Source organism: Pseudotenacibaculum haliotis, from assembly GCF_042684245.1.
Lineage (GTDB): Bacteria > Bacteroidota > Bacteroidia > Flavobacteriales > Flavobacteriaceae > Polaribacter > Polaribacter haliotis_A.
Genome location: NZ_JBHULH010000004.1, coordinates 335,990 through 358,593, shown reverse-complemented (window position 1 = coordinate 358,593; position 22,604 = coordinate 335,990). Strand labels below are relative to the sequence as shown.

At 33.9% G+C, this 22,604-nt stretch carries 19 protein-coding genes; 7 read left to right on the top strand and 12 right to left on the bottom strand.

Translation table 11 applies throughout. The features are described 5' to 3' along the window. Positions 1-44 precede the first annotated feature (44 nt). From ACFSRZ_RS09640 to ACFSRZ_RS09610, 7 genes are all read right to left on the bottom strand, one after another. The gene (locus ACFSRZ_RS09640) at positions 45-2,255 is read right to left on the bottom strand and encodes a CocE/NonD family hydrolase (protein ID WP_379666345.1); all 2,211 of its coding nucleotides are present in this window, start codon (positions 2,253-2,255) and stop codon (positions 45-47) included. 37 nt (positions 2,256-2,292) lie between these two features. Further along, the gene (locus ACFSRZ_RS09635) at positions 2,293-2,901 is read right to left on the bottom strand and encodes a hypothetical protein (protein WP_379666344.1); all 609 of its coding nucleotides are present in this window, start codon (positions 2,899-2,901) and stop codon (positions 2,293-2,295) included. Between the two features lie 174 nt (positions 2,902-3,075). Beyond that, positions 3,076-4,260 carry an alpha/beta hydrolase-fold protein gene (locus tag ACFSRZ_RS09630; protein ID WP_379666343.1) on the bottom strand — a complete coding sequence of 395 codons (1,185 nt, stop codon included), beginning with the start codon at positions 4,258-4,260 and terminating at the stop codon, positions 3,076-3,078. A 12-nt stretch (positions 4,261-4,272) separates the two neighbouring features. Continuing rightward, positions 4,273-4,995 carry a LytR/AlgR family response regulator transcription factor gene (locus tag ACFSRZ_RS09625; RefSeq protein WP_379666342.1) on the bottom strand — a complete coding sequence of 241 codons (723 nt, stop codon included), beginning with the start codon at positions 4,993-4,995 and terminating at the stop codon, positions 4,273-4,275. Then, on the bottom strand, positions 4,982-6,073 hold the full coding sequence (locus ACFSRZ_RS09620) for a sensor histidine kinase (RefSeq protein WP_379666341.1): 1,092 nt from the start codon (positions 6,071-6,073) through the stop codon (positions 4,982-4,984). The genes ACFSRZ_RS09625 and ACFSRZ_RS09620 overlap by 14 nt, the downstream gene beginning before the upstream one ends. 169 nt (positions 6,074-6,242) lie before the next feature. Further along, on the bottom strand, positions 6,243-7,427 hold the full coding sequence (locus ACFSRZ_RS09615; RefSeq protein ID WP_379666340.1) for a serine hydrolase domain-containing protein: 1,185 nt from the start codon (positions 7,425-7,427) through the stop codon (positions 6,243-6,245). 26 nt (positions 7,428-7,453) lie between these two features. Next, the gene (locus ACFSRZ_RS09610; protein WP_379666339.1) at positions 7,454-8,326 is read right to left on the bottom strand and encodes a hypothetical protein; all 873 of its coding nucleotides are present in this window, start codon (positions 8,324-8,326) and stop codon (positions 7,454-7,456) included. Positions 8,327-8,520: 194 nt separating this feature from the next. Between ACFSRZ_RS09610 and ACFSRZ_RS09605 the strand changes: the two genes are divergently transcribed. After that, positions 8,521-9,597: a sensor histidine kinase gene (locus ACFSRZ_RS09605; RefSeq protein ID WP_379666338.1), complete on the top strand. Its 1,077-nt coding sequence runs from the start codon at positions 8,521-8,523 to the stop codon at positions 9,595-9,597. A 1-nt stretch (position 9,598) separates the two neighbouring features. Beyond that, on the top strand, positions 9,599-10,297 hold the full coding sequence (locus ACFSRZ_RS09600; protein ID WP_379666337.1) for a LytR/AlgR family response regulator transcription factor: 699 nt from the start codon (positions 9,599-9,601) through the stop codon (positions 10,295-10,297). A 3-nt stretch (positions 10,298-10,300) separates the two neighbouring features. Here ACFSRZ_RS09600 and ACFSRZ_RS09595 read toward each other — a convergent pair whose 3' ends face one another. Further along, positions 10,301-12,556: a hypothetical protein gene (locus ACFSRZ_RS09595; protein ID WP_379666336.1), complete on the bottom strand. Its 2,256-nt coding sequence runs from the start codon at positions 12,554-12,556 to the stop codon at positions 10,301-10,303. 486 nt (positions 12,557-13,042) lie between these two features. Here ACFSRZ_RS09595 and ACFSRZ_RS09590 point away from each other — a divergent pair, with 486 nt between their 5' ends. Continuing rightward, entirely contained in the window at positions 13,043-13,222 is a 180-nt protein-coding gene (locus tag ACFSRZ_RS09590) for a hypothetical protein (RefSeq protein WP_379666335.1), read from the top strand. Positions 13,223-13,497: 275 nt separating this feature from the next. Next, positions 13,498-14,691: an FG-GAP repeat domain-containing protein gene (locus ACFSRZ_RS09585; protein ID WP_379666334.1), complete on the top strand. Its 1,194-nt coding sequence runs from the start codon at positions 13,498-13,500 to the stop codon at positions 14,689-14,691. Here ACFSRZ_RS09585 and ACFSRZ_RS09580 read toward each other — a convergent pair whose 3' ends face one another. From ACFSRZ_RS09580 to ACFSRZ_RS09565, 4 genes are all read right to left on the bottom strand, one after another. Next, positions 14,692-15,195, bottom strand: coding sequence for a hypothetical protein (locus ACFSRZ_RS09580; RefSeq protein ID WP_379666333.1), 504 nt, complete (start codon positions 15,193-15,195; stop codon positions 14,692-14,694). It abuts the gene before it with no gap. 161 nt (positions 15,196-15,356) lie between these two features. Then, positions 15,357-17,102, bottom strand: coding sequence for a serine hydrolase (locus tag ACFSRZ_RS09575; RefSeq protein ID WP_379666332.1), 1,746 nt, complete (start codon positions 17,100-17,102; stop codon positions 15,357-15,359). A gap of 6 nt (positions 17,103-17,108) precedes the next feature. Beyond that, positions 17,109-17,384 carry a hypothetical protein gene (locus tag ACFSRZ_RS09570; protein ID WP_379666331.1) on the bottom strand — a complete coding sequence of 92 codons (276 nt, stop codon included), beginning with the start codon at positions 17,382-17,384 and terminating at the stop codon, positions 17,109-17,111. Next, the gene (locus ACFSRZ_RS09565) at positions 17,374-17,892 is read right to left on the bottom strand and encodes an RNA polymerase sigma factor (RefSeq protein WP_379666330.1); all 519 of its coding nucleotides are present in this window, start codon (positions 17,890-17,892) and stop codon (positions 17,374-17,376) included. Before ACFSRZ_RS09565 ends, ACFSRZ_RS09570 begins: the two co-directional genes overlap by 11 nt. Before the next feature lie 288 nt (positions 17,893-18,180). On the opposite strand from ACFSRZ_RS09565, the gene ACFSRZ_RS09560 reads away from it, so the two are divergent. The 3 genes from ACFSRZ_RS09560 (at position 18,181) to ACFSRZ_RS09550 (ending at position 22,601) form a co-directional block, all read left to right on the top strand. Continuing rightward, the gene (locus ACFSRZ_RS09560; protein WP_379666329.1) at positions 18,181-19,188 is read left to right on the top strand and encodes a sensor histidine kinase; all 1,008 of its coding nucleotides are present in this window, start codon (positions 18,181-18,183) and stop codon (positions 19,186-19,188) included. Positions 19,189-19,193: 5 nt separating this feature from the next. Next, positions 19,194-19,898 (top strand): LytR/AlgR family response regulator transcription factor, encoded by a 705-nt coding sequence (locus ACFSRZ_RS09555; protein ID WP_379666328.1) that lies wholly within the window; start codon positions 19,194-19,196, stop codon positions 19,896-19,898. A 291-nt stretch (positions 19,899-20,189) separates the two neighbouring features. Continuing rightward, positions 20,190-22,601, top strand: a complete 2,412-nt coding sequence (locus tag ACFSRZ_RS09550) for a TonB-dependent receptor (RefSeq protein WP_379666327.1) — start codon at positions 20,190-20,192, stop codon at positions 22,599-22,601. The last annotated feature ends 3 nt before the right edge of the window (positions 22,602-22,604 follow it).

The window sequence follows — 22,604 nt, the reverse complement described above, 5'->3', positions numbered from 1 at the left end:
TGTTGAAGTGTAATCTTAGCTTCAACACACTATTATCCTTTCTTTTATTTTTCCCAAATAGGTAAAGAAATACTACTCTTGCCACTAAATGTAATTTTTAAAGGTGTCGCAGCATCTTTAATACTTTCTGTATTAACATCTTTTCCTGTACCATAATTGATTTGCGCATTGTTGTTTTTATTGATATTTATAACGATAACAATACTACTACCCTTCTCTAACTTCTTACTTACTATCTTAGAGTTGCTAAACGGGATTTGAGTAAGCGCATTAGGAGTTAACAAGTTTCTATGCTCTCTGTTTTTGGCAAAACTAGCTCTACCGATATAATAGCTCAAATGAAAGTATTTTCCTTCAGGGGTTAATTGATATACGATAACAGAATAATCCACATCTTTTTTATTGATTGAGAACTCAAGATTTCCAAAGAAAGAACCATTCATAATTACATCTTCTTGTAAAACATCTGATTTAAATATCAAACCATCTTTTAGGTTGATTTTTTCTCTTTCCAGTGGCCAAGGATAGTATTCTGTATTGCTCATGTGCTTTCTGTCTTTATAATCAACTGTCAACACTACTTTAGAATCATTGGCTTGTGACTCTAAGCTATATAAGTCTCCTTTTTTGTTAGCACTTAAATGAAATCGTAAAGTATCGTTTGTCATTGCAGCCAGACTGGGTTTATGCATCCATGTATTGGCATCCATCACTTGAAAATTGACTTTATCTTTTAGAATGCCAGGCTTTTCTTTGCCTTTTAAGATATAATCGAACCATTCGTAAACAAGATCATATCTGATATTTAACAACGCAGCTTTATCAAGCTTGTAATTTCTCAAATACTCCATTGGTTTATCTTGCGCAGTCCAATGATCATAAGGGCCTATTAACAAATAGTGATTTGGATTTTTCACATATTTATGATGCTGATTGTAATAATGCATCGCTCCTCTTTGCGAATCATCATAATACCCTGTTATCGTTAAAATTGGAATATCAATTTTAGAAAACTCTTGTTTATACGGAATCATTTTCTTCCAGAAATCATCATAAGCAGGATGCTTCATATACTTATTCCACAAGGCGTTTACTTCTCCATCCAAACTATCTAGTTTGTTAAAGGCTACACCGGAAGAATACCAAGTGTTCTTTAAATTATTCCATCGTTTAAAATCTCCTACAACCTCGTTATCTAAGTATTTGTTATTGGTTACATAGAAGTTCCATGAATAAGAAAAGTTGTGTAGTACATTATTTTCCATCGGATAATCAATTCCAGGAGCAATTGCTACAGAAGGAACAATTGTTTTTAATGCCGGATGTACTTTGTGTTTCATTGAAGCCCATTGCGTAAAACCATCATAGCTTCCACCATACATCCCAATCTTTTCATTAGACCAACCTTGCTTACTAATCCAGTCTAAGACTTCATAAACATCTGTATTTTCATGTTCTAAAGGCACGATCTTACTTTTACTCTTTCGTTTACCTCGTGTATTAGCAATCATTCCCACATATCCTTTAGAAGCCGACAGCATAGCCCATAATGGCTTTTCTTCGGCATAAATAGAAAAGGCTAATAGTGTTGGCGATTTACTTACTGTTTTTCCTTTTCTTTTTACAAGAATGGCAGAAATCTCTTCGCCATCTTTTGTAGGAATCAGTATTGAGTCGTCTATTTCATATCTACGCTCATGATCTTTTCTTATCTCTTCAGCTACCATATGTTTTGTTGCTGAAAACACAGATTTGAAATAGTACGTATTGACCAAATTTTTGGCAGCTTTAAGAGAAATAGTACCGGAATTGATTTTGTTGTAAGTATTATTAAAGTTGGCTATGTATTGACTTGTTCTATCTCTAATCACCATAGCCAGATCTAAATCGATCAAGTGAATATCATCGGAGCTCTTTAAGTAATCTTCATACAATTGCCTGAATGAACCGGTAAAGTTTTCTGTGGATTTAGCAGTTGCATAGATGCTATAAAAATCTAAGAATACTTGTTCTTCTTTTGTTCCGGAGATACTCTTAATAATTTTAATTGCCTTAGAATACTCACCACTAACAATATAAGCTCTGTATCGATCTCTTGGCTTTAACTCTTGTTTGCTAAGTTTTTCAGCCAAGTCTTGCATCGTTTGATTTATTGCTATTGAATCTGATAAAGCAACTTTATCAAAACGAATCTCTTGAGCATAAGAGCTTAGATACAAAGTCAGCAGAAATACTATCAATCCTATTTTTCTCATTGTGTTTTTTATAAGTAGAAAACAAAAAGCCTGTTCCTTATTTCGAATATGCTGTCAACTCATTTATATACAAGCCTTCTCCATCATCTTGAGTATGTTTGATATATGATTTAAGAGCCGGTGCATACCACCAAACATCTACTAATTTACCATCAAAACCTCTCGAATTGGTTATTCTGCCTTTAAATTCAATCTTATAAGCCATAAACTTCCCTCCATCTACAGTAAATTCTTCAAAAGAAATGACTTCTGCATCCTGACTGGTTTTTCCGCTTGTACCTTCATTATTTTTCCATTCAACCTCATATTTCCACTTCTTCCCTACTTCTAAAGGCCAACGGTAACGAGATGCTTTACTAGGTTTTCTATTTAGGATCGTTGCTATCTCAAGTGTGTCTGTACCTCCGTAATAAAATCCTAAGGTGTTTTTATAGTTTACAACCTCCTTATAATCTTTTCCTTGCGCTTGTACTTTACCATTAACAGACCTTTGCCATTTCCATGTCCACTGTTCTCCTACAGTATAATCCTCTAAGGTAGATTGTTCGGTTATTGTATCGGTCTTATTAACACAAGAAGATACTATTGAAATTAAGGCTACACAAAAAAGTGTAGATACAATGTATGTTGTTTTAAAATAATTCATGATGATTATTAGTTTTCATGTTTTTGATACAACAAAGTAATAACAAGTTTACGAGGACAAAAATAGATAATACACAAGCGTAATTATTAGTTTATGAGCGTTATGGATAATTTATAAACTAAAAGCAGCATCAAGTTTATGATGCTGCTTTAGTATTATGAGTTAGTTCTTTTTCTAGCCCCTGCTGATTTTCTCAATCATTTTTCGAGCATTATCGTTTCTCGAATCGAGTTCTAACGATTTTTTATAGCTTTCTAAAGCCTCCTTTTTCTTCCCTAGCAAGAAATACGCTTCTCCAAGACTATCATAAGCATTTGATGACTTCGGATAGTTTTTTACATTCAACTTAAAGAATGCTAGTGCTTTCTTAAGATCACTCTTTATAAAGCGATAACCTATGGCATTTATGTCGTTTTCCGGAGGTGTAAATCCACTATTGTAATTTGTTTTATAATAGGCTTCGATCTCTTCCAAACTACTATTACGAATGTTCTTCATTTTTAGATCTTTAAAAATAAACTGCATTCCCTTGTACAAACTCAACAAAGCTACTGTCCAGTGATTTTCTTCCTTAAAATACTCTAAGTCCACATTTCCGGGAGAAACCCCTTTGTTTTTCAATTCGGTATTAAAGCGTTCATGACTATTGATATTGGCTTTAAACACATGAGGAATCCTATCAAAATTTTCAAATTTATCGGCTGTAGATACGTAAATTCTCTTATTTTCTATTTGTTTAAGCTCAGTATTCTTAAGCTTTTTAACGATAAATTGATCATCCCACCAAAAACTTGGATCCATTGATACAAAACCGTTAAACGAAGTGTTTTCTGACAAAAACGAAGAACCAACCAACAAACCTCCATGAGAGATTCCTACTAATGTTCTAAAAGCATTTGTTCTGTATTTTTTCTCTATAGTTGGAAGTAACTCTTGTTCTATAAAACTCAAGAATTTTGCACTACCACCACTTGTTTTATGATTCTCTACAGCACTCGAGCCATTTAGATTTACTAAATACTTTGTTGGTGTAAAATCTCGAACACGATCTACATTTACAATAGCTACTATGATCATCTCAGGTATTTGACGCGACTGTGTCATGTGTTTTATTATTCCTGAATGCGAATGATAGTTTACTTCTCCATCTAACAACACCAACAAAGGATATTCCTTTTCTCCTTTTCCGTATGAATCAGGTAATTCTACGATATAACTCCTGTTTTCATTTAAGATGTTAGAGTGAATTTTATAGGTTTTCCCTATGGAGTATGGTGTGGATTCTTGGGCAAACGCAAAGCATTGTAAGCTCATCAAAAGTGCTAAAATCACTTTTGTTAATTTATTTATTTTGATCATTTATAGTGTGTTTTATAAGCTATTCCAATTTTTAAACTTAACCGACTGTCGACTTGAAACTTCAATAGTTTCACCTGTAGTTAGCTTAATATGAAGTCGATTGTTAAAATGTGGATGAATTTCTTTTATATAATGTGTGTTGATGATCTGACTTCTGTTGGCTCTAAAGAAAACAGTAGAATCTAACTTCTTCTCCAACAGGTTTAAAGATCGTTTTATCATGGCCTTTTGATCACCAAAATACAAGCGCGCATAATTGTCTAAAGATTCTATAAAATGAATCTCAGACAGAGGAATAAAATGACAGTTCTCTCCATCTTTGATAAAGATCTTTCGATGCATGGGCAACACATCTGATTTCTCCTCTACTTTTTCCGTTAGCTCTTGCTTTACTTTTTCAATTGTCTTAGCAAAGCGTTCTTCTCGTAAGGGTTTTACCAAATAATCCAAAGCATTCAGTTCAAATGCTTTTACTGCATATTGATTATAGGCGGTTGTAAAAACTACTTCCGGTACCGTAGTAAGTTCTTCTAGCAAGTCGAAACCTGATTTTTCCGGCATGTGAATGTCTAAGAAAATGATATCGGGTTGCTCTTTGTCTATCACTTCTATGGCAGAATCTACATTGTTGGCCTCACCTACGATTACAAACTCTGAATATTTGTGCAAAGCACGTTTAACTTCTTCACGAGCCAAACGTTCATCATCAATAATAACTGTCTTAAATGTTTTCATCTGCTTTAAACGGTAAAATGATCGTTGCTTCAACTGTATTTTTATCTAACTCAATCAAGTGAAAAGAAGCCTCGTTTTTGTATTGAATTTTCAATCGTTCTTTTAAGTTTTTCACTCCCAAACCTTTTGAAGAATTATTGAAGGATAATTTCCCCGGGTTTTGTACTTGAATATAAACTTGATTCTCCTTTTTTGTGATTTTAACTACAACCAAACCACCTTCCATAATTTTATCTACTCCGTGTTTAATTGCATTTTCTACTAACAATTGTATACTTAGAGTTGGAATTTTAAAATTCTCTAAAGATTCATCAATCGTAATATCTATAGACAATCGTTCTTCAAAACGTAGCTTTTCTATCTCTATATAATCTCTTACAAGATCCAATTCATCTGTAAGAGGAATCAAATCTTTGTCTTTCTCATACAAAGATGATCGCAATAGATCTGATAACAAATCAATAGCCCTCCTTGCTGTATCAGGGCTTTCTATGACTAAAGACTTAATCGAATTCAATGAATTAAATAAAAAATGAGGGTTTAATTGTGCTGATAAATTATCTAGTTGCGTTTGTTTAGCAATCACAGACAACTGAGCATTTTCTTTGGCTGTTTGCACTTCTTTCTGATAGTAATGGTATAAATGATAGGCTAATATCCAAATAGACATGAGTCTTAACCCTGTGATCAATATGGGATCCCAATAGATAAGTGAATTCCATAAATCTTTGGGCACACCTGCAATCAAGGTCCAGTATACATGCCATTTTATATTGCAAATAAGCACATATAGCAGCGCTAATAAAAGAATACTCGGAATTACACGAACTAATAGTTTTTTGATCGGTAAATCACTCCAATTGGCTTTTAAAGCAAAAGCTCTGTACATATGTGTTAGGAAAATTCCGATTGAAACATCTAAAACATAATTTAAAAAGGTGTAAAACACCCCATAGTTATCTCTTGTATATACTGTATATGCCCAGTAAATAGAAACAATTCCCCAACCCAATAATTGACATTTCCAATAAAGGGCTGTTGTTGTTTTGTTTTTAGATGTTGCTGTATTGCTAGTCATTCTTCTACAAAGAAAAACATTCCTTTTCAATACGAAAAGGAAAAGTACACCAACGCAAAATAGCGTCTTTGAATGCTAATTTTAGAAGCTCTGTACAAATAAGTAAACCTAGAAGCAATCAACTTTTTAATTTACTTCTAGGTTTTATAATCTAAAAATTCACGATTTGCTATCGTTTGCTAAAAGCCGGCAAAACCCTTGTTGCTGTTATTTGCATGGTATCATTTTCGCGCGAATGAGCTGTTACTACAACAATAAGGTCTAATTCTTTAATGACAATTAGGTATTGGCCTCCTCCACCTTGTCCTGATGTAGTAAAATACGTTTTGTTACCCACCTTCATATCAGCTTGCCACCAGAAATAACCATAGCCGGGATCAGAGATATTCTCTCCATTAAAGAAAGCTTGCTCTTCTGTTAGAGGTACTACTCTATCCGTCATTTTAGAAATATAAGCTTTAGAAATCAATCGCTTGCCTTTCCATTTTCCTTTGTTCATCACTAGGGTTCCTAATTTGATCATATCTCGTGATGTAATGCTTGAACTACTTCCTGCTCGTGGTAAACCACTAAGTCCTGTTGCCCAACGATAATTGGTAATACCCATTTTATCAAAGAGTTCTTTTTTAATAAAATCTTCGGCAGTTCCGGGTACAACTGCCTCTATTACTTGCATTACCAAAGTAGGATTGTAGTTTCCATAATCAAAACCCTGTGAATTTGAAGTAATGGGCGCACTATGACTAAGAACAGTTTGAACCATGCCCTGTCCTTTTAATTTGACAGTATCTTTTTCGAACTTCTTTCTTGTTTCTTCTTTTACTTTAATTCCCCCACGCATGCTCAAAGCCTTATGTAAAGTAATTTTCTCAACACCCTCAACAAATGCTGTTGGATCTAGATCTTTCAAAAAACTGACAACAGGTTTGTCTAGATCGTCCATAGAGAGATAGCCTAACTGAATGGCACGTCCTAAAGCCAAACTGGTATAAGCTTTTGTGGTTGATGCTTGAGGATGTGGTAAATCAACACGCCCATGCATATAATAAGATTCAAAGATCAGTTTACCTTTGTGAGCAATCAAAAAACTATCGTATTCTCCGTGCTTGTTCTCTGCAATCTCTTGTGCCAACTTTAGAATCATCTCTGTATTCACTCTTTTGGCACCTAATTTTCCTACAGAAATTCCATCTTTTTGTTTGGATGGTGATGTTGTAATAAATGCTTTGGTAAGATCAGGGATGTCCCAAAAAGAGCCACTTCTTTCTGTAGTTGTGGCTTTAGGAGCCTTTTGTGCAAAACCACAATTGGCAAGTATCAAAAGAGTGAATAGTAGTCCTGTTTTGTATTTCATAATATTTCAGATTTAGAATGTTTTGTTTATTGTTTGGGTCTTAGCTTTTCAATTACTTGTGCATCTACCCAAAAGATATCTGTGTTTTCGTATTTGTCTGTAGGTTTTACTTTTCCAACATTTCTATTAAAGAATAAGTATTTACCATCGGGAGTTACACGAGCGCCAAATTCAGAAGCTTTTGTATTTACTCCCTTTCCAAGTTTTATGGCTTCTCCCCAAGAACCATCAGCTTGTTTAAAGCTCACATAGATCTCGGCATTTCTAGGGCCATCATCTCGTTGACCGTCCCACAGTACATAAGATTCATCTGGAGCAATAAAAGGATGTGCATTGTGTTTTCCTGTATTGATCTCTTTAGGAAAAGGTTGTGGTAGTTCTCGTTGTCCATTAATCAATTGAGAGTAACGAAGTACGCTATCACCGTTAGGCATTCCAATTTCATCAAAGGCATAGGTGCCGTTTAGAGAAGAAGTCATCCGCATGATAGGAATGCTGTCATACGGAGCACCTAGTTTTTTAATTTCAGACCACTCCCCGTTTTCCATTCGTTCTTTGTAACGTCTTCCTAAATGCATGGTTTTCCCATCCGGAGAAATGATAGCCTGGCCTACTCTACGTGAAATAATGGATTCTTTCCATTCTCCTTTATCATTTTGTTTGAAAACCATAAAGACTTGTATTTTGTCTTTTTCCTTTTCTCCAACTTCTCGTAGAAAGTAGAATTCTTTAAAATCAGGTGTAAAGACACCTCCTATTTCCCAATCTAAAGTAGATACAAGTCCCGGAGCAAAAACTTGAGCGTTAACACCGGGTGGTTCTTGTCCTAAATACGGACTCTTAGAAGTACAAGCAAAACAAATGCTAGTAAGAAATAGTATGATGACAGTGTTTTTCATGGTTGATAGTATTTATTCAGCAAACCTATTCATAGGAAATACTATACTTAGAGAAAGTAGACCAAAGCTTATTTTAAACGGATACAAAGTAGCGATCGACGTATTTCCGCAGATAGCTGTGTTTAGGCTGTAGCAAATGAAGATTCGTCTTTTTTAAAAGATTGCTCCTTGCTTATTTTATATCTTTATCCACTATGACCAAAAGGAAGAATTGGATCGATTGGATCATTCAGCGCAGAGTACTTTCCCATTTCATTTTTTGGATGGTCTTATTTACCATCTTACCTGTATTGGCTGCAGTAAACTCAGGAAGTGTAGAGAAAACCTTGGTGAGCGGATTGGGACAATTACCGGCACAAGTACTTGCCAGTTATTTGTTGGTTTATTATCAGGTTCCTAAACTTTTATTCAAAAAGAAATACCTGAGTTTTATCCTTTCTTTTATCGTATCTGTATATGTGTTCTTGGTATTTACCAAATACTTTGGAAACTATATGACCAAGCTTTTTGTTCCTAAATATTACGAGTATGAAAGCATATTGGAAATTGTTGGAGATCCTTTTCATTTGGCAGTAGTTTATTTTCCATCGGTCTATGTATTTGTCTTTTTGATGTTTACCACCAAAGCCTTCAAGGATCGCTTTGAAGAACGTCATCAATTGGAAGTCTTACAAAAAGAGAAAGCAAATACAGAATTGAAGTTCTTAAAAGCACAAACCAATCCACATTTTTTATTCAATACCCTCAACAATCTGTATGCGCTTACATTACAGCAATCGAAAGAGGCACCTGAGGTAGTTTTAAAACTTTCAGGAATGTTAGATTATATGCTGTATCAATGCAAAGACCCTGAGGTTCCTATACAAAAGGAAATTGATCTGATTCAGGATTATATCGATTTAGAATCTCTACGGTACGGAGATAAGCTAAGCTTACGTTTTACGCACGATTTACATGCTCCGGATGTAATGATTGCTCCTTTGATCTTGATCTCTTTTGTAGAAAATGCGTTCAAACACGGAGCCAGTAACAATCTGACTAATTCAACAATTACGATTGATCTTACTACGACCAAAGATGAGCTATGTTTTAAAGTTTTTAATACATTGCCAAAGAATAGATTAAAAGATTCTAACAACGAATCGCGTTCCGGGATTGGATATTCCAACTCCCAACGACAGTTGGAATTGAATTATAAAAACAATTACGATCTGAAAAGCACAGAAACGGCTACCGATTTTCAGGTGGTATTAACCATTAAACTCAGCTAACATGAGCATCAAATGCGTAGTTATAGACGATGAGCCTTTGGCAATTCAGGTATTGGAGCAACATATCCAACAAGTGCCGGAATTGGATTTGGTAGCTACTTTTGACAATCCTATTACTGCGGGAGAGTTCTTACAAAAAAATGCTGTAGATCTTTTGTTCTTAGATATTCAGATGCCGGTAGTAACGGGAATCGATTTTATCAAGAATACCAAGATTCAACCTAAAGTAATTTTAACCACGGCCTATAGAGAGTATGCTTTGGAAGGTTATGAGTTGGATATTTTGGATTATTTGTTAAAACCCATTTCTTTTGTCAGGTTCTACAAAGCCATTAACAAATACAAGTCGTTGACTACTACAACTCCTCTCCCATCTTCAGGAACTGAGGAAACTGTAGATCACCTATTTGTGAATGCCAACAAGCGCATGATTCGCATTCAATTTTCTGAGGTCTTGTATATTGATAGCATCAAAGATTATGTACGTATTCATACAGACAATGAGACTATTGTAACCAAGGATAAGATAAGTGTATTTCTAGAAAAGCTGCCTTCGTATTTTGTACGTGTACATCGTTCTTATATCATCAACACCCAAAAAATGATGTCATTTACCTCAAAAGACGTAACACTTAGCAATGGAATGGAAATTCCGATTGGCGGGGCTTATAAAGGGAGTTTTGGAGGTGTTTGTAAATAAAAATTAAAGCTTTCTGATTTCATTAGGGTTATTAGTTTTTCTCAAATTGTGGAGCCTACCTTTAACTTCAATACGAACAAGTTTAATTTTTTTATCAAATTTTAATTTAGTTTTAAAGTTTATACCTTGATAAACATGTTTTTTTAAATCAGCTTCAGTATCTTTTCCTTCTTTAATTATTAATTCTCTTAATGAATCATTTGTGTTTAAGTCTGAAACAGTTCCATAAATATTATAATCACTATCTAAATGAACCAACTCATATAATTTTAAATATTCATCATCAATTTTACTGAAATTAATCCAAGGTAAGTGGGCTTTTTTAAGAACAAAAAATGAAGTTCCGACATTCTTTACACTAGTAGGAATATGTATGATTTTTATTCCCTTATAGCTATCTTTTTTTAGATTGCCTATATTAAGATTGTTAATGTAATAACTAAAATTAATAATCCCGAAAAGAATAATAATATGTTCATCTGAGTTTATCTTCAGATTATCTATAGCTTTAAAAGTATCCTCTTGATTTACATAGTAATGCTCACTAGTATTTACAAAGAAAATCGAAGATAAGTTTTTCTTAATCTTATCTAAAATGATTTCAGGCAAAAAACTATGGAAATTGAGGTTAGTAATTCCGTTTTCGGTGAAAGACCCTTTACTTGTTAAGTTCGATTGTCCCCTAATAAAATATACCTTACTTTTTTCTTCTTCAATTTCTTCATTGTCATTTTTGATTAATGCCAAAGTTTTAAATATTGGGTCTAAAAATTTTTTGATTGTTGTATAGAATAAATTTACCTTATCGTCTTCAGGAACAGCTGTCATTTCAGTGGTGTTGAAATCATCTTTCAACTTTTCTTCAATTTCATTTAATCTTTCTTTATAATTATGAGTTAAGCTAAAACCTAAAATATCTATTAAATTTTGATCATCAGTTTTTGCAATAATTATTTCCTTAAAATATTTAATATTTTCGATCCAGTACCTTTTTTCAGAGATATCATCAGGAAAAACTGGATTTTCAACCTGGAATTCAACACCATAAAATGTTTGGATATTAAATTGTCTCAGATATAAAATAGCAATGTATTGACAAATCCAGTTTTTAATAACCCTTTGTGCTCCAATACCATCTAATCCTGGGAAATAATATTTTCTTGTAATCCATGGAAAGTTCCTTTCATATGGATCAAAGAACTTAAAAAACATATTAAATACCTGATTCATATGTATAGGTAATAAATAATAGTCAGGAGGTTGACTAGTTGTATAATTGAATAGTTTCTTTATAAACTCAATTTTATTTTTAAAAAGCAATAGACCTCCTAAAGCATAATGGAATTCTAAAAAACGTTCTCTATCTTTTATTCTCTCGTCTAATGACGATTGATTTTTTATAGTTAGTTCTTCACCAGAAGAATCATATTCTGGTGTTAAATGTTCTAAGTTCATTTGAAAATATTGATGAGCACTACTCCAATGCATAAAAATTAAATCAAACCTATCATTTTCTGCTTCAAGTACAATATTTCTCCACAACCAACTGTAAGTTCTTTCACTTATTTTTGGGGTGTCAAATTCTCCTAATAACCATGTTAATCCACTTGTTCTTGCTTCTATAAATTTAAAATTGCTATGATCATTTTTGATGTTTTCTTCTATAGTATGGTATATCATATTATAAAATAACTCAGGATAAATTAAACCTTCTTTATTTTCATCTTTATCTTTTTTCCAATTTTCTCTGTATTGATGAAATACTTCATAAAAATATTCGCTTACTCTTAATGCAACTTTTAAATTTTGATTTTGAATGGTCCAAAAAAGAATATCTGTCATTCCTTCAAAAGAAATGAAGTCGTTTTGATTAGTCACTTTTCCTCTCAACTTGTATAGATAATCAATCAACCTACTTGTTCTGTAGAATATTTGAATTAAATTAATTAGCCTAAAAAAATTTATTATCAATAGAATAGTAAAACTTATTAGCAAAATTTTAGCTGAAAAACCAATTAAATCATCTAGCCACCCAATATTGAAGAATAACAATGGTGGTAAATCTAAGTATGCCAATAATGTTAGACACAGAGAAACAATCAAATTCACTTTGAAATACTTTTTAATGGGACTATTTTCAAAGAGATCAAGTATAGCTTCTGATGAATATTTATCTTCTGATGTGATTTGAGTTAGTATTGGATAAGAAATACCTAGTAAAAGAGATATGAAAGTAACGCATAAAGTTAAAAAATCCATAATTAAATTTTGCAGTTAAGCTATTTTAAAGATATTCTCTCATCATCATTTACGGAATCCCATAATTTCTTTGAGAAAAACTGTAATCGTAAAAGTATCAAGGAGATAAAAACTAAAAAACCGTAGAAATACCTGTTTTTACTTTCACCCCATTTTTAGAGCTATTTGTTCTCAAAACAACCCTGTTTATTACATAAAGCCGCATGCGTACAAAAAAAGAGAATGGTTCTTCTAATTTGTAGCAAATCAATTAATAACAATATGATTACTAATTGTAATAGACAATGATAAAAAATGAAAATTATTGACATCCTTGTAGACATTGCTCCTTTAGGCTTATATGTCTATATCATCAGCTTATTTTACAGGAAAAGAAAGACGGCTAATAAAACAAAGAAAGTGATTTACATCTTTTCAACGCTCATAATACTTTTTCTGATGTATAGAATTATAATGCGTTATTTCTTGACAATAAAACTACTACTTATGAAAATTGGAAATTATATCCTCTTGGTTGTAATGGCTGGAGCTTTTATAACCACGCTAATAGATGTTGTTAGTCATTATAGTAATAAGAATAAAGAACTGTATCGATTGAATCTATCTATACTTATCTTCATGACTTATTTTATTATTGACATTATAAGCGATTGGAATTGGGGATGATAACACTTAACAAACAACTTAAACATAGAATACAGTTAGGTTAAAGATTCAAGTTGTGAAATCGAATTTTGCTCGATATAGACTCTTAATCAAGAGAAAACCTGAAGCTCTAATATCAATAAAGGATTGCTTCATACAGGCTTTAGAAGTGCAAGAGTTTATTAGATCTCGAAATGATTAAAAAACAACATTTTTCAGAAAGTAGTTAATCCATATTTTTTAACATTTTATACACTTAAAAATGGGGTATCTTAGTAAATACTTAAGAGAAGCCCATGAAAAAACTACTCACACTCAGTCTAATCGTTGGAAGTTTGCAGTTGAGCTATAGTCAAAACACTCAAACAGCAACTACATTTTATAAGAATGTAACCTTCACACATTTGCCTTATCAAGACCTGCAGCGTCTTTCTATGGATGCCGGAATTGCTGATTTGGATGGAGATGGTGATTTAGATATCCTCATAGCCAACGAACACAGACCTAATATCCTCTTGATCAATGATGGGAAAGGAAACTTTAGCAATGAGAGCAATCGGATTCCACAAGTACGACACGATAGTGAAGATATTGGTATTGCTGACTTTGACGGAGATGGTGATCTGGATATCATTGTAGTAAGCGAAGATGATAAGACCAACGAACTCTATCTAAATAAAAGTGATGGAACTTTTACAGATGGCGGTAGTAGAATTCCTGTAACAGGAACTTCCAATTCCGTAGTGGTATTTGATATCAATGAAGATGGTTCTCCGGACATTTTGATCGGGAACAACGGTCAGAACAACATCTTAATAAACGATGGAAAAGGAAATTTCACCGATGAAACCAACAAACGTTTTGGTGATTATATTGATGTAACACAAGACCTGACCTTGGCAGATATAGACAATGATGGTGATCAGGACTTGTTGGTAGGAAACGAAGGTGAAAATCGTATTTTGATCAATACAGGAAAAGGATTTTTTAAAGACGAATCTTCCAATAGACTTCCCTATCGTACTGAATCCGAAGAAACAAGAGAAGTTGACGTTGCTGATATCGACGGCGATGGTGATCTAGATATTTTATATGGAAATGTAGAAGCTTTTGTGCCAGGCGCTCTTAGACAGAATAGACTGCTTTTAAATGACGGAAAAGGCTTCTTTACAGATATTACAACCACTCACCTACCCAAAGACAACAATCGCTGTTTTGGTGTTGCCTTTTTGGATATTGACGGTGATGGCGATTCCGATATTGTAACCGGAAACACCAACGGTGCGCGTTTTGGAGGGAACTCTCCTTTTAGTGTTTATCTAAATAATGGCAAAGGAAAATTTACAGACAATACCAACATTCTACCCAAAAGTATTGAAGGGAGAGGCTTTGACATCGATTTTGCCGATTTTAATGGCGATGGTATCAAAGATCTGTTCTTAAGCAACAGAGGCTCTCAAGACTTTCTTTTATTTGGAAAAAAGTATTAACTACTGCTTTAAATATTGCTTTGGAATGGGGTATTTATCGCTTTCCATCATCCAGAACATAGATAGAATCCAATAGCGTTTTCCGTCCCAGAAATATTGGTAACTGGTAAAGCCTTTACCTTCTGCTGTTTTATCCTCCATCCAAAACTTGTAGGTACTAATAGATTGTGTGATGGAACCATAGGTTTCAGTTGATACATACAATTCTTTCTCGTAGAATCCTTTTTTATCCAAATAATCGAGTTTCTCGATATAACCTTCAATATCCATATGCAACAGCTTATTCTTTTTCTCTTCTTCTGACCAATAGCTGTAGGTTAATATAGCTTTCGGGTGAAACAAATTGCGTAATCTGTTAAAGTCTCTTTTTTCGCCAATAGGTCCTGATACAATTTCATAATAAGCTTTCCCTATAGTTTCAATAGAGCTTACATCTTTTTCGTACTGTGCCTGTGTGCTTGTTATTACAAATAAAAAGAGTACGGGAATTAGTAGTTTTTTCATGAGTTGAAATGTTTAAAATTTGGTTATCAAGAGGTTGTCTTACAAATTTGCAAATCTATTCCATATCCAAAAAATAATATTTTCTTAAAACTGTAGTGTCACTTCGAGCGGAGTCGAGAAGTCTTTTATACCTCAACACTGCTCGAAGTGATATCTATCTATTACTTTTTCTTGGCAGTCATTTGCTCTCCGCTTTCAAAAATTGTAAAGCTCTCTACCGTAGAATTTTTATTGGTATTGAATACCAAACTTGCACTTCTATCACCAATAGCAAACTTTACAAGAGATTTAGGCGTTAGTTTCATCGCAGGTCTTCCCGGGAATTCAATCATTAACTTTCCTTTGTTTTCTAAGATTTTGATAAGATGCCCTGAAGGTAACTGATAACTTCCTACATAGCTTTGTTGTGTCTTAGCGTCCAACACCACTTCGTTTTGATTTGATGTAACAGCTACTCCCAATGCTGCTAAAGATTGCTGAGAAGCAGATAACGTTGGATCTAGCTCTAATGCTTTTTGATAAGCTTTTATCGCATTTGTACGATCTCCTTTGTTTTTGTAGCCATCACCTAAAGAATCCCAGAGATTTGCATTGCTAGGAAACAATTGTACATTCAATTGAAAGAGTTGTAGCATCCAATCTGTTTTCTCCTTGTTTTCCAGAAGCATATAGCCTATTTGATTGAATACATTGGCATCTTTAAAATCATCTCCAAGCTCTTGTTTCATCAATGTTAGTAGCTCACTAGATTGACTAGGTTTATTCTTTTCAATAAAGTCCAGAACCAAAAAGTAAGGGCTCTTTCGAATGGGTTTTGGGGTGTATTTATCATCAAACAACATCTTTTCCAATCTCCAAGTTACTTCAGCCTCTCTGCTGTACGCATTCGTAGAAAGTATGATCACAGCATCTTCTTCGGGTAACCACATAAACTCATGAAAGAAAATACCGTTAGAGCCATTGTGAGTCACAATTTTTGTATTTCTACCTGAGTTAAAAATAGCCCATCCATAAGCATAAAAGCTTTCATCACTTCCCTCCTGTTCTTGTATATAAGGTTTTGTCAAAAGTGCTGTAGAAGATTTAGATAAAATTGCATGAGTAGCTAAGGCTTGATACCATTTGTACATATCTTCTTGTGTAGATTGAATACCGCCATTCCCTTTTAAATTCCAAGAAATGCTTTTTGTTTTTTGAAAACGAGGTATCATAGCTCCCCAATGTGTTACACCTCTTATATAACCTTGTGCTAAATTTGTATGATTCCATTTGGGTATCAAATAACCTGTTTGTTGCATTCCTGCCGGTTGAAAGAGGTGCTCCTGTAAAAAGCGTTCATATTCCTGATGAGAAACCAACTCTATAATACGAGCCAACACACTATAGCTCGCATTGGAATATCGATGCTTTGTACCGGGCTTGTATAGTAACTTAGTATCAAACAGCTTTGTAAAGAATTCATCAGTAGAAATCTCTTCAAAATCACCACCAATCACATCAACCAATCCGGCTGAGTGTGTTAATAATTGATGAATGCTAATCTCTTTTTTATCTTCAGGAAGCGCTTTAAAATAAGAGCTAATCTTATCGGTAAGCTGTAATTTATTCAACTCTGCTAACTTTAAAATAGCCGTTGCCGTAAATTGCTTGGTTACCGATCCTGTAGAAAATACCGTTTGAGGTGTATTGAGCTGTTGAGCTTCTCTGTTGGCCAAACCATATCCTTTGTTAAGAATAATCTTTCCGTTTTTGGCAATTAATACAGCTCCGGAAAAGCCATTCGTAGCTCCCTGACTAAGGTAATGATCTATCTTTTTTGTCAATCTTGTATTCTCATGCTCCTCATATTGAGCAACACAGGATACATTCGCTATGGAAATAGCGAGTAATAGTAATATCTTTTTCATGTCTTTTTAGTTTTTTCTACGTTTGAGTATGGCTATAAATTTCTTTACAGCTTTGGTGATGATGGCAATATCTGATTTGATTGAGTCTTTTTCAAATTGACTGACATTTCGTTTTATAAAGTTGATGTCCTTTTGTATAAGATCACGTTCAAATTGACTGGTATACTGTTCTAACTCAGTAACAAGTTTCGACATATCAATTTTGATCTCTTTACTGTGAGATGACTCATTCCACATACTCTTTATCTCACTCCAAACTTCTTGTTGTTCTTTACCCCACATATGACTTAATTTTAGATGTTATACAACCGAATAATGATTTTCGTATTCGCTTCATTTTTACAGCGATATGATTTTCAGACAAACCTGTTACTGTAGCAATCTCTTTATAAGGCAATTCCTCTAAAGAAAGAGTAACAACAGACTTATCAATGTCCTTTAAAGCTTGTATACAAGCTTTAAGCGCCGCATACTTTTTGTCCTCAATAGGATCGCTTGTTGTTTCTGTAGCGGCATATTGAATGGAATTCAACCGAACAGTTTTTTCGTTTTTTTTATTGAGTTTTCCTCTGGCACGAATACAGACATTTAAAGCGATTCGGTAAATCCAGGTGTCTACGCTTGACTTTCCCTGAAAGGAAGCGTAGGATTTCCATATTTGGTATACGACTTCCTGAAACAGATCCTCAGGCTCTATAGGCTGTACAGCATAGATTCTGCAAATCCTATAGATCTTGTCCTTATTGGCTTCTAAGACCTGTTCAAAAGTTTGATTTTCTTGATGTTGCATAAATAATGTTTTGCTTTCTATTAGGGTTAGTGACAGCAAGCAAAAAAATATGACAGAAAATTTTAAAAAATATTCTACGGGGTAATTTAAAGATATTTTGCAACTCTTTTAATAAATAAGGCAAAACCAAAAATAATCTGTAGTTCATATTAGTCGATACATTTTCCTAGTTGGTCTAAAAGTTTTGTGTTACTCGTTTTAAAATCAGATTTTTACCTCTATTTGAGTTACATATCTTCTTCTTAAACGTCTTAAATGGCGTATCTTTAGAGAAGCAGTTGTTTGAGCATGAGCAAAAAAAGAAGACATATACTACTTCATGTTTTGATCTGGGTTACTTTGATTTCTATCGTAGTAACACATGCTTTTTATGATGATGATGATTCCCCGTTACTATTCCTGATTAGAATGTTAATCGGAACTGCAATTTTTTATGTCAATTATTTGATTCTGGTTCCCAAAATCCTCTTTAAAAAACGAATTCTGTTCTATATACTATCAGTAATACTATTAGTCTTTGTAAGCGCTAAAGGATTGATTATGATTGAGGAATTAGATCAGTTTGCTATGTATACTGACAATTTTAGTGAGGAAGGACAAGATGAAAAAGAGGTTGGTTTTATGGTTTATACATTGTTGATCTTTATAGGAGCAGTGATTAGAACTTATGGCGAATGGAATAGGAACGAACAAGATAAAAGAGAAATTGAAAACCAAAAAAACCTTTCTGAATTGGAAGTCTTAAAAAATCAGATCAACCCTCATTTTTTATTCAACTCATTAAATAGTATTTGTTCTTTGGCTGTCAAGAAATCAGATGAAGCTCCTGATGCTATTATCATGTTATCTGAACTCATGCGCTATATGTTGTATGAGGTTAAAGGCGAACGTGTATTGCTAAGTAAGGAGATTGCTTATATAGAAAACTATGTAAGTCTTCAAAAGTTACGCTTGGCCAATAAAGATCAAGTAAGTCTGCGAATTGTTGGAGATATTCAATCTCAGCGTATTTCACCACTTATTTTGATCTCCTTTATTGAAAATGCATTCAAATACGGAATAGATACTACAGAAGAAACCAGTATTTCCATCACCATAGATGCTTATGAGAATGATGTGACATTCAATTGTGTGAATCGTATCAATAAGAGAAAGAAAAAACAAGACGACAACTCAGGAATTGGAATACAGAATACTAAAGAACGTTTAAAGTTGTTATATCCAGAGAAACATCAACTAAGTATACAGGAAGAGAACAATATGTTTATTGTAAACTTATTTTTAAAACTCAATTAGAATACATGAACTGTATTATTGTAGACGACGAACCTTTGGCTGTAGACCTCATTATAGCGTATATTGACAGAATTGAAGACCTGAATATTATTGCAACCTCTAATAATTCATTAGATGTTATTACGCTGTTAAAAGAGCACAAAGTCGATTTGGTTTTTCTAGACATAGAAATGCCCGAAATTACCGGATTGGAACTCGTACAACACCTTCCCTCTTTTCCACAATTTATTTTTACCACAGCTTACCCCCAATATGCTTTGGATGGTTTTGAGTTGAATGCTACAGATTACCTGGTAAAACCTATACCTTTTCCACGTTTTCTAAAAGCAGTTGCCAGAGCAAGAGAGCTACATGAAATGCAACAAAAACAGCCTGAACAAACTGAAATTGAGAATGATTTTATTTTCGTAAAATCTGAATATGAAAACATCAAGGTTAAGACAGCAGATATTATATTTATTGAAGGATTAAAAGATTATATAAAGATTCGCTCTAAAGACTGCCAGAAGTCAATTTTAACCCTAATGAGTTTTAAAACAATTCTAGAAAAACTCCCTTCTCGTAACTTTTTGAGAATACACAGATCTTATATTGTTAATATCGAGCATGTTACTTCTGTTCAAAAAAGTAAGCTCATTGCCGGCGGCGAACAATTACCCATAGGAGAAACCTACAAGAACAATGTTCTCAAACGCTTAGGCTTGCAATAAAATCTTAAAATATTCTAAAATTCCGAGTTCGTCGATACATTTTTAAGATTAGTATAATATTTTTTCACACACTTCATACTCATAGTACTTTTACCTCCGGACACACCATTTTATCGGTATTATAAATACCTCCTATAACTAGAAAATGGTGTTTGGTTGGTAAGAAGGTAGATGTATTTCTGCCTTCTTTTTAACAAAAAAAATAATTCTAACTACTAACTATAACTTTTTGAATCAATAGGACAATCATGATATAAAACTACTTAACAACCTAAATTAAATTTTATACGTATGATTGAAAGATTTTCAAATTCCATCGTGAATTTTTTAAGGAAAAAAAGGCTTTTGTTTTTCCTTTTCTCTTGCTTTACGCTTCTTGCATTTGGGCAGAAAAACCACACGATACGAGGAGTTATCACCAATGTTTATGATGGCGAAACCTTATTAGGTGCCACAGTTTCGCTTAAAGGCACCAAAATTGGAACCATCACCAATGAATATGGTTTCTATTCCCTTACGGCTCCTGCCGGAAAGTATACTTTGGTAGTATCATATTTGGGATTTACAACCATAGAAAAGTCTATAGAACTCAAGGAGAATCAAAAGATCAATTTCGAACTTAAAGAAAGTGCTTCTCAGCTAGATGAGATCGTAATCTCTACAGAAGAATCGAAAAAAGTAAATCTTCGCTCTCCTCAAATGAGTGTTTCTAAATTAACTACAAAAACCATCAAACAGATCCCCGCAGTTTTGGGGGAAGTAGATGTTATTAAATCCATTCAACTGTTGCCCGGTGTCACCAATGCCGGTGAAGGAGCTTCCGGGTTTAACGTTCGAGGGGGAGCTGAAGATCAAAACCTGATTCTCTTGGATGAAGCTGTAATTTACAATTCCTCTCACCTATTTGGTTTCTTTTCTGTTTTTAACAGTGATGCCATTAAAGATGTAAAATTATACAAAGGAGGAATTCCCGCTCAGTTTGGAGGAAGAGCTTCTTCTGTTCTCGATATCAGACAAAAAGACGGAAATAGTAAGAACTTTTCTATGACAGGAGGAATTGGTGCTATTTCCAGTAGATTAACATTGGAAGGGCCTACTTTTAAAGACAAAGGTTCTTTTCTTTTATCTGGAAGAGCTTCCTATGCACACTTGTTCTTAAAATTAGCAGACAATAACAATTCTGCCGGGTTTTATGATCTAAACCTAAAAACTAATTATCAGATCGATAAGAACAATCGATTGTATCTTTCCGGTTACCTGGGGCGTGATAATTTTGATCTTTCAGGGTCTTTTACAAATACCTATGGAAATATTTCAGGAAATCTGCGATGGAATCACATCTTTAACGATAAGTTATTTTCCAATCTGTCATTGATCTACAGTAAGTACGATTACAATTTAGAGCTAGCTTTAAATGGATTGGATTGGAAATCGGACATCAAGAATTATAACATCAAATACGATGTTAGCTATTTTGCCAATGACAAGCTAAAAATGAACTTCGGTGTTAGTGGTATCCATTACAAATTTAATCCCGGTTTGCTACAACCTCTTACCCCAACATCCGGAATCAATAGAGAGAAATTGGATGATAAGTATGCTCTTGAGGCTGGTTTATACACCAGTATAGAGCACAAGATATCTGATAAACTGACAGCTTTATACGGTTTGCGCTATAGTTACTTTAATCGTATGGGAAATCAAACATTGAACGATTATCAAAACAATTTACCTGTAACCTATAACCAACAACTGGGTATTTATGAAAGAGCAACTCCTATTGGTCAAACCAGCTACAGTAAAGGTGAGTCTATTGCGTCTTTTGGGAACTTTGAACCAAGAATGGCACTATCATACCAACTGAATGATAAATCTTCCTTAAAAGCCAGCTACAATAGAATGGCTCAGTATTTACACTTGATCTCGAACACAACATCAGCAACACCTTTAGATGTTTGGGCGCCTAGTGGAAAGTTTATAAAACCACAATTGGCAGATCAATATGCTGTTGGTTACTTCAGAAATTTTGGAGATGATATGTATTCTATAGAAACAGAAGTGTATTATAAAACTATTCAGAATCGTATCGATTATATTGATGGTGCTGATTTGATTGCACAGAATACCATAGAAACAGAGATCTTAACAGGAGAATCAAGATCCTATGGATTGGAATTCTTGCTTAGAAAAAACAAAGGAAACTTTACCGGATGGTTGGCTTATACACTATCCAAAGCTCAACAAAGAACTCCGGGAGGAGCTTCAGGAGGCCCGGGAATCAACAATGGAAATTGGTATAATACACCTTTTGATAGAACGCATGATATTTCTTTTACAGGAAGTTACAAGTTGAATGAAAAATGGAGTTTTGGAACTAACTTTGCCTTTCAAACCGGAAGACCTGTTACCTATCCGAATGGTCAGTTTCAATACAACGGATTATCAATCCCAACCTATGCAGAAAGAAACGCCAGCCGTTTACCTGCCTACCATCGTTTAGATATTTCTGCAACACTAACTCCTAGAAGAAACAAGAACCGTAAGTGGAAAGGCGAATGGGTATTTAGTATTTACAACCTGTACAACAGAAGAAATGCTGCATCTATCTCATTCGGACAAAATGAAGATACAGCAGTAAACGAAGCAACACGTACCTCTATTTTCGGAATCATTCCATCAGTTACCTACAACTTTAAATTTTAAGAA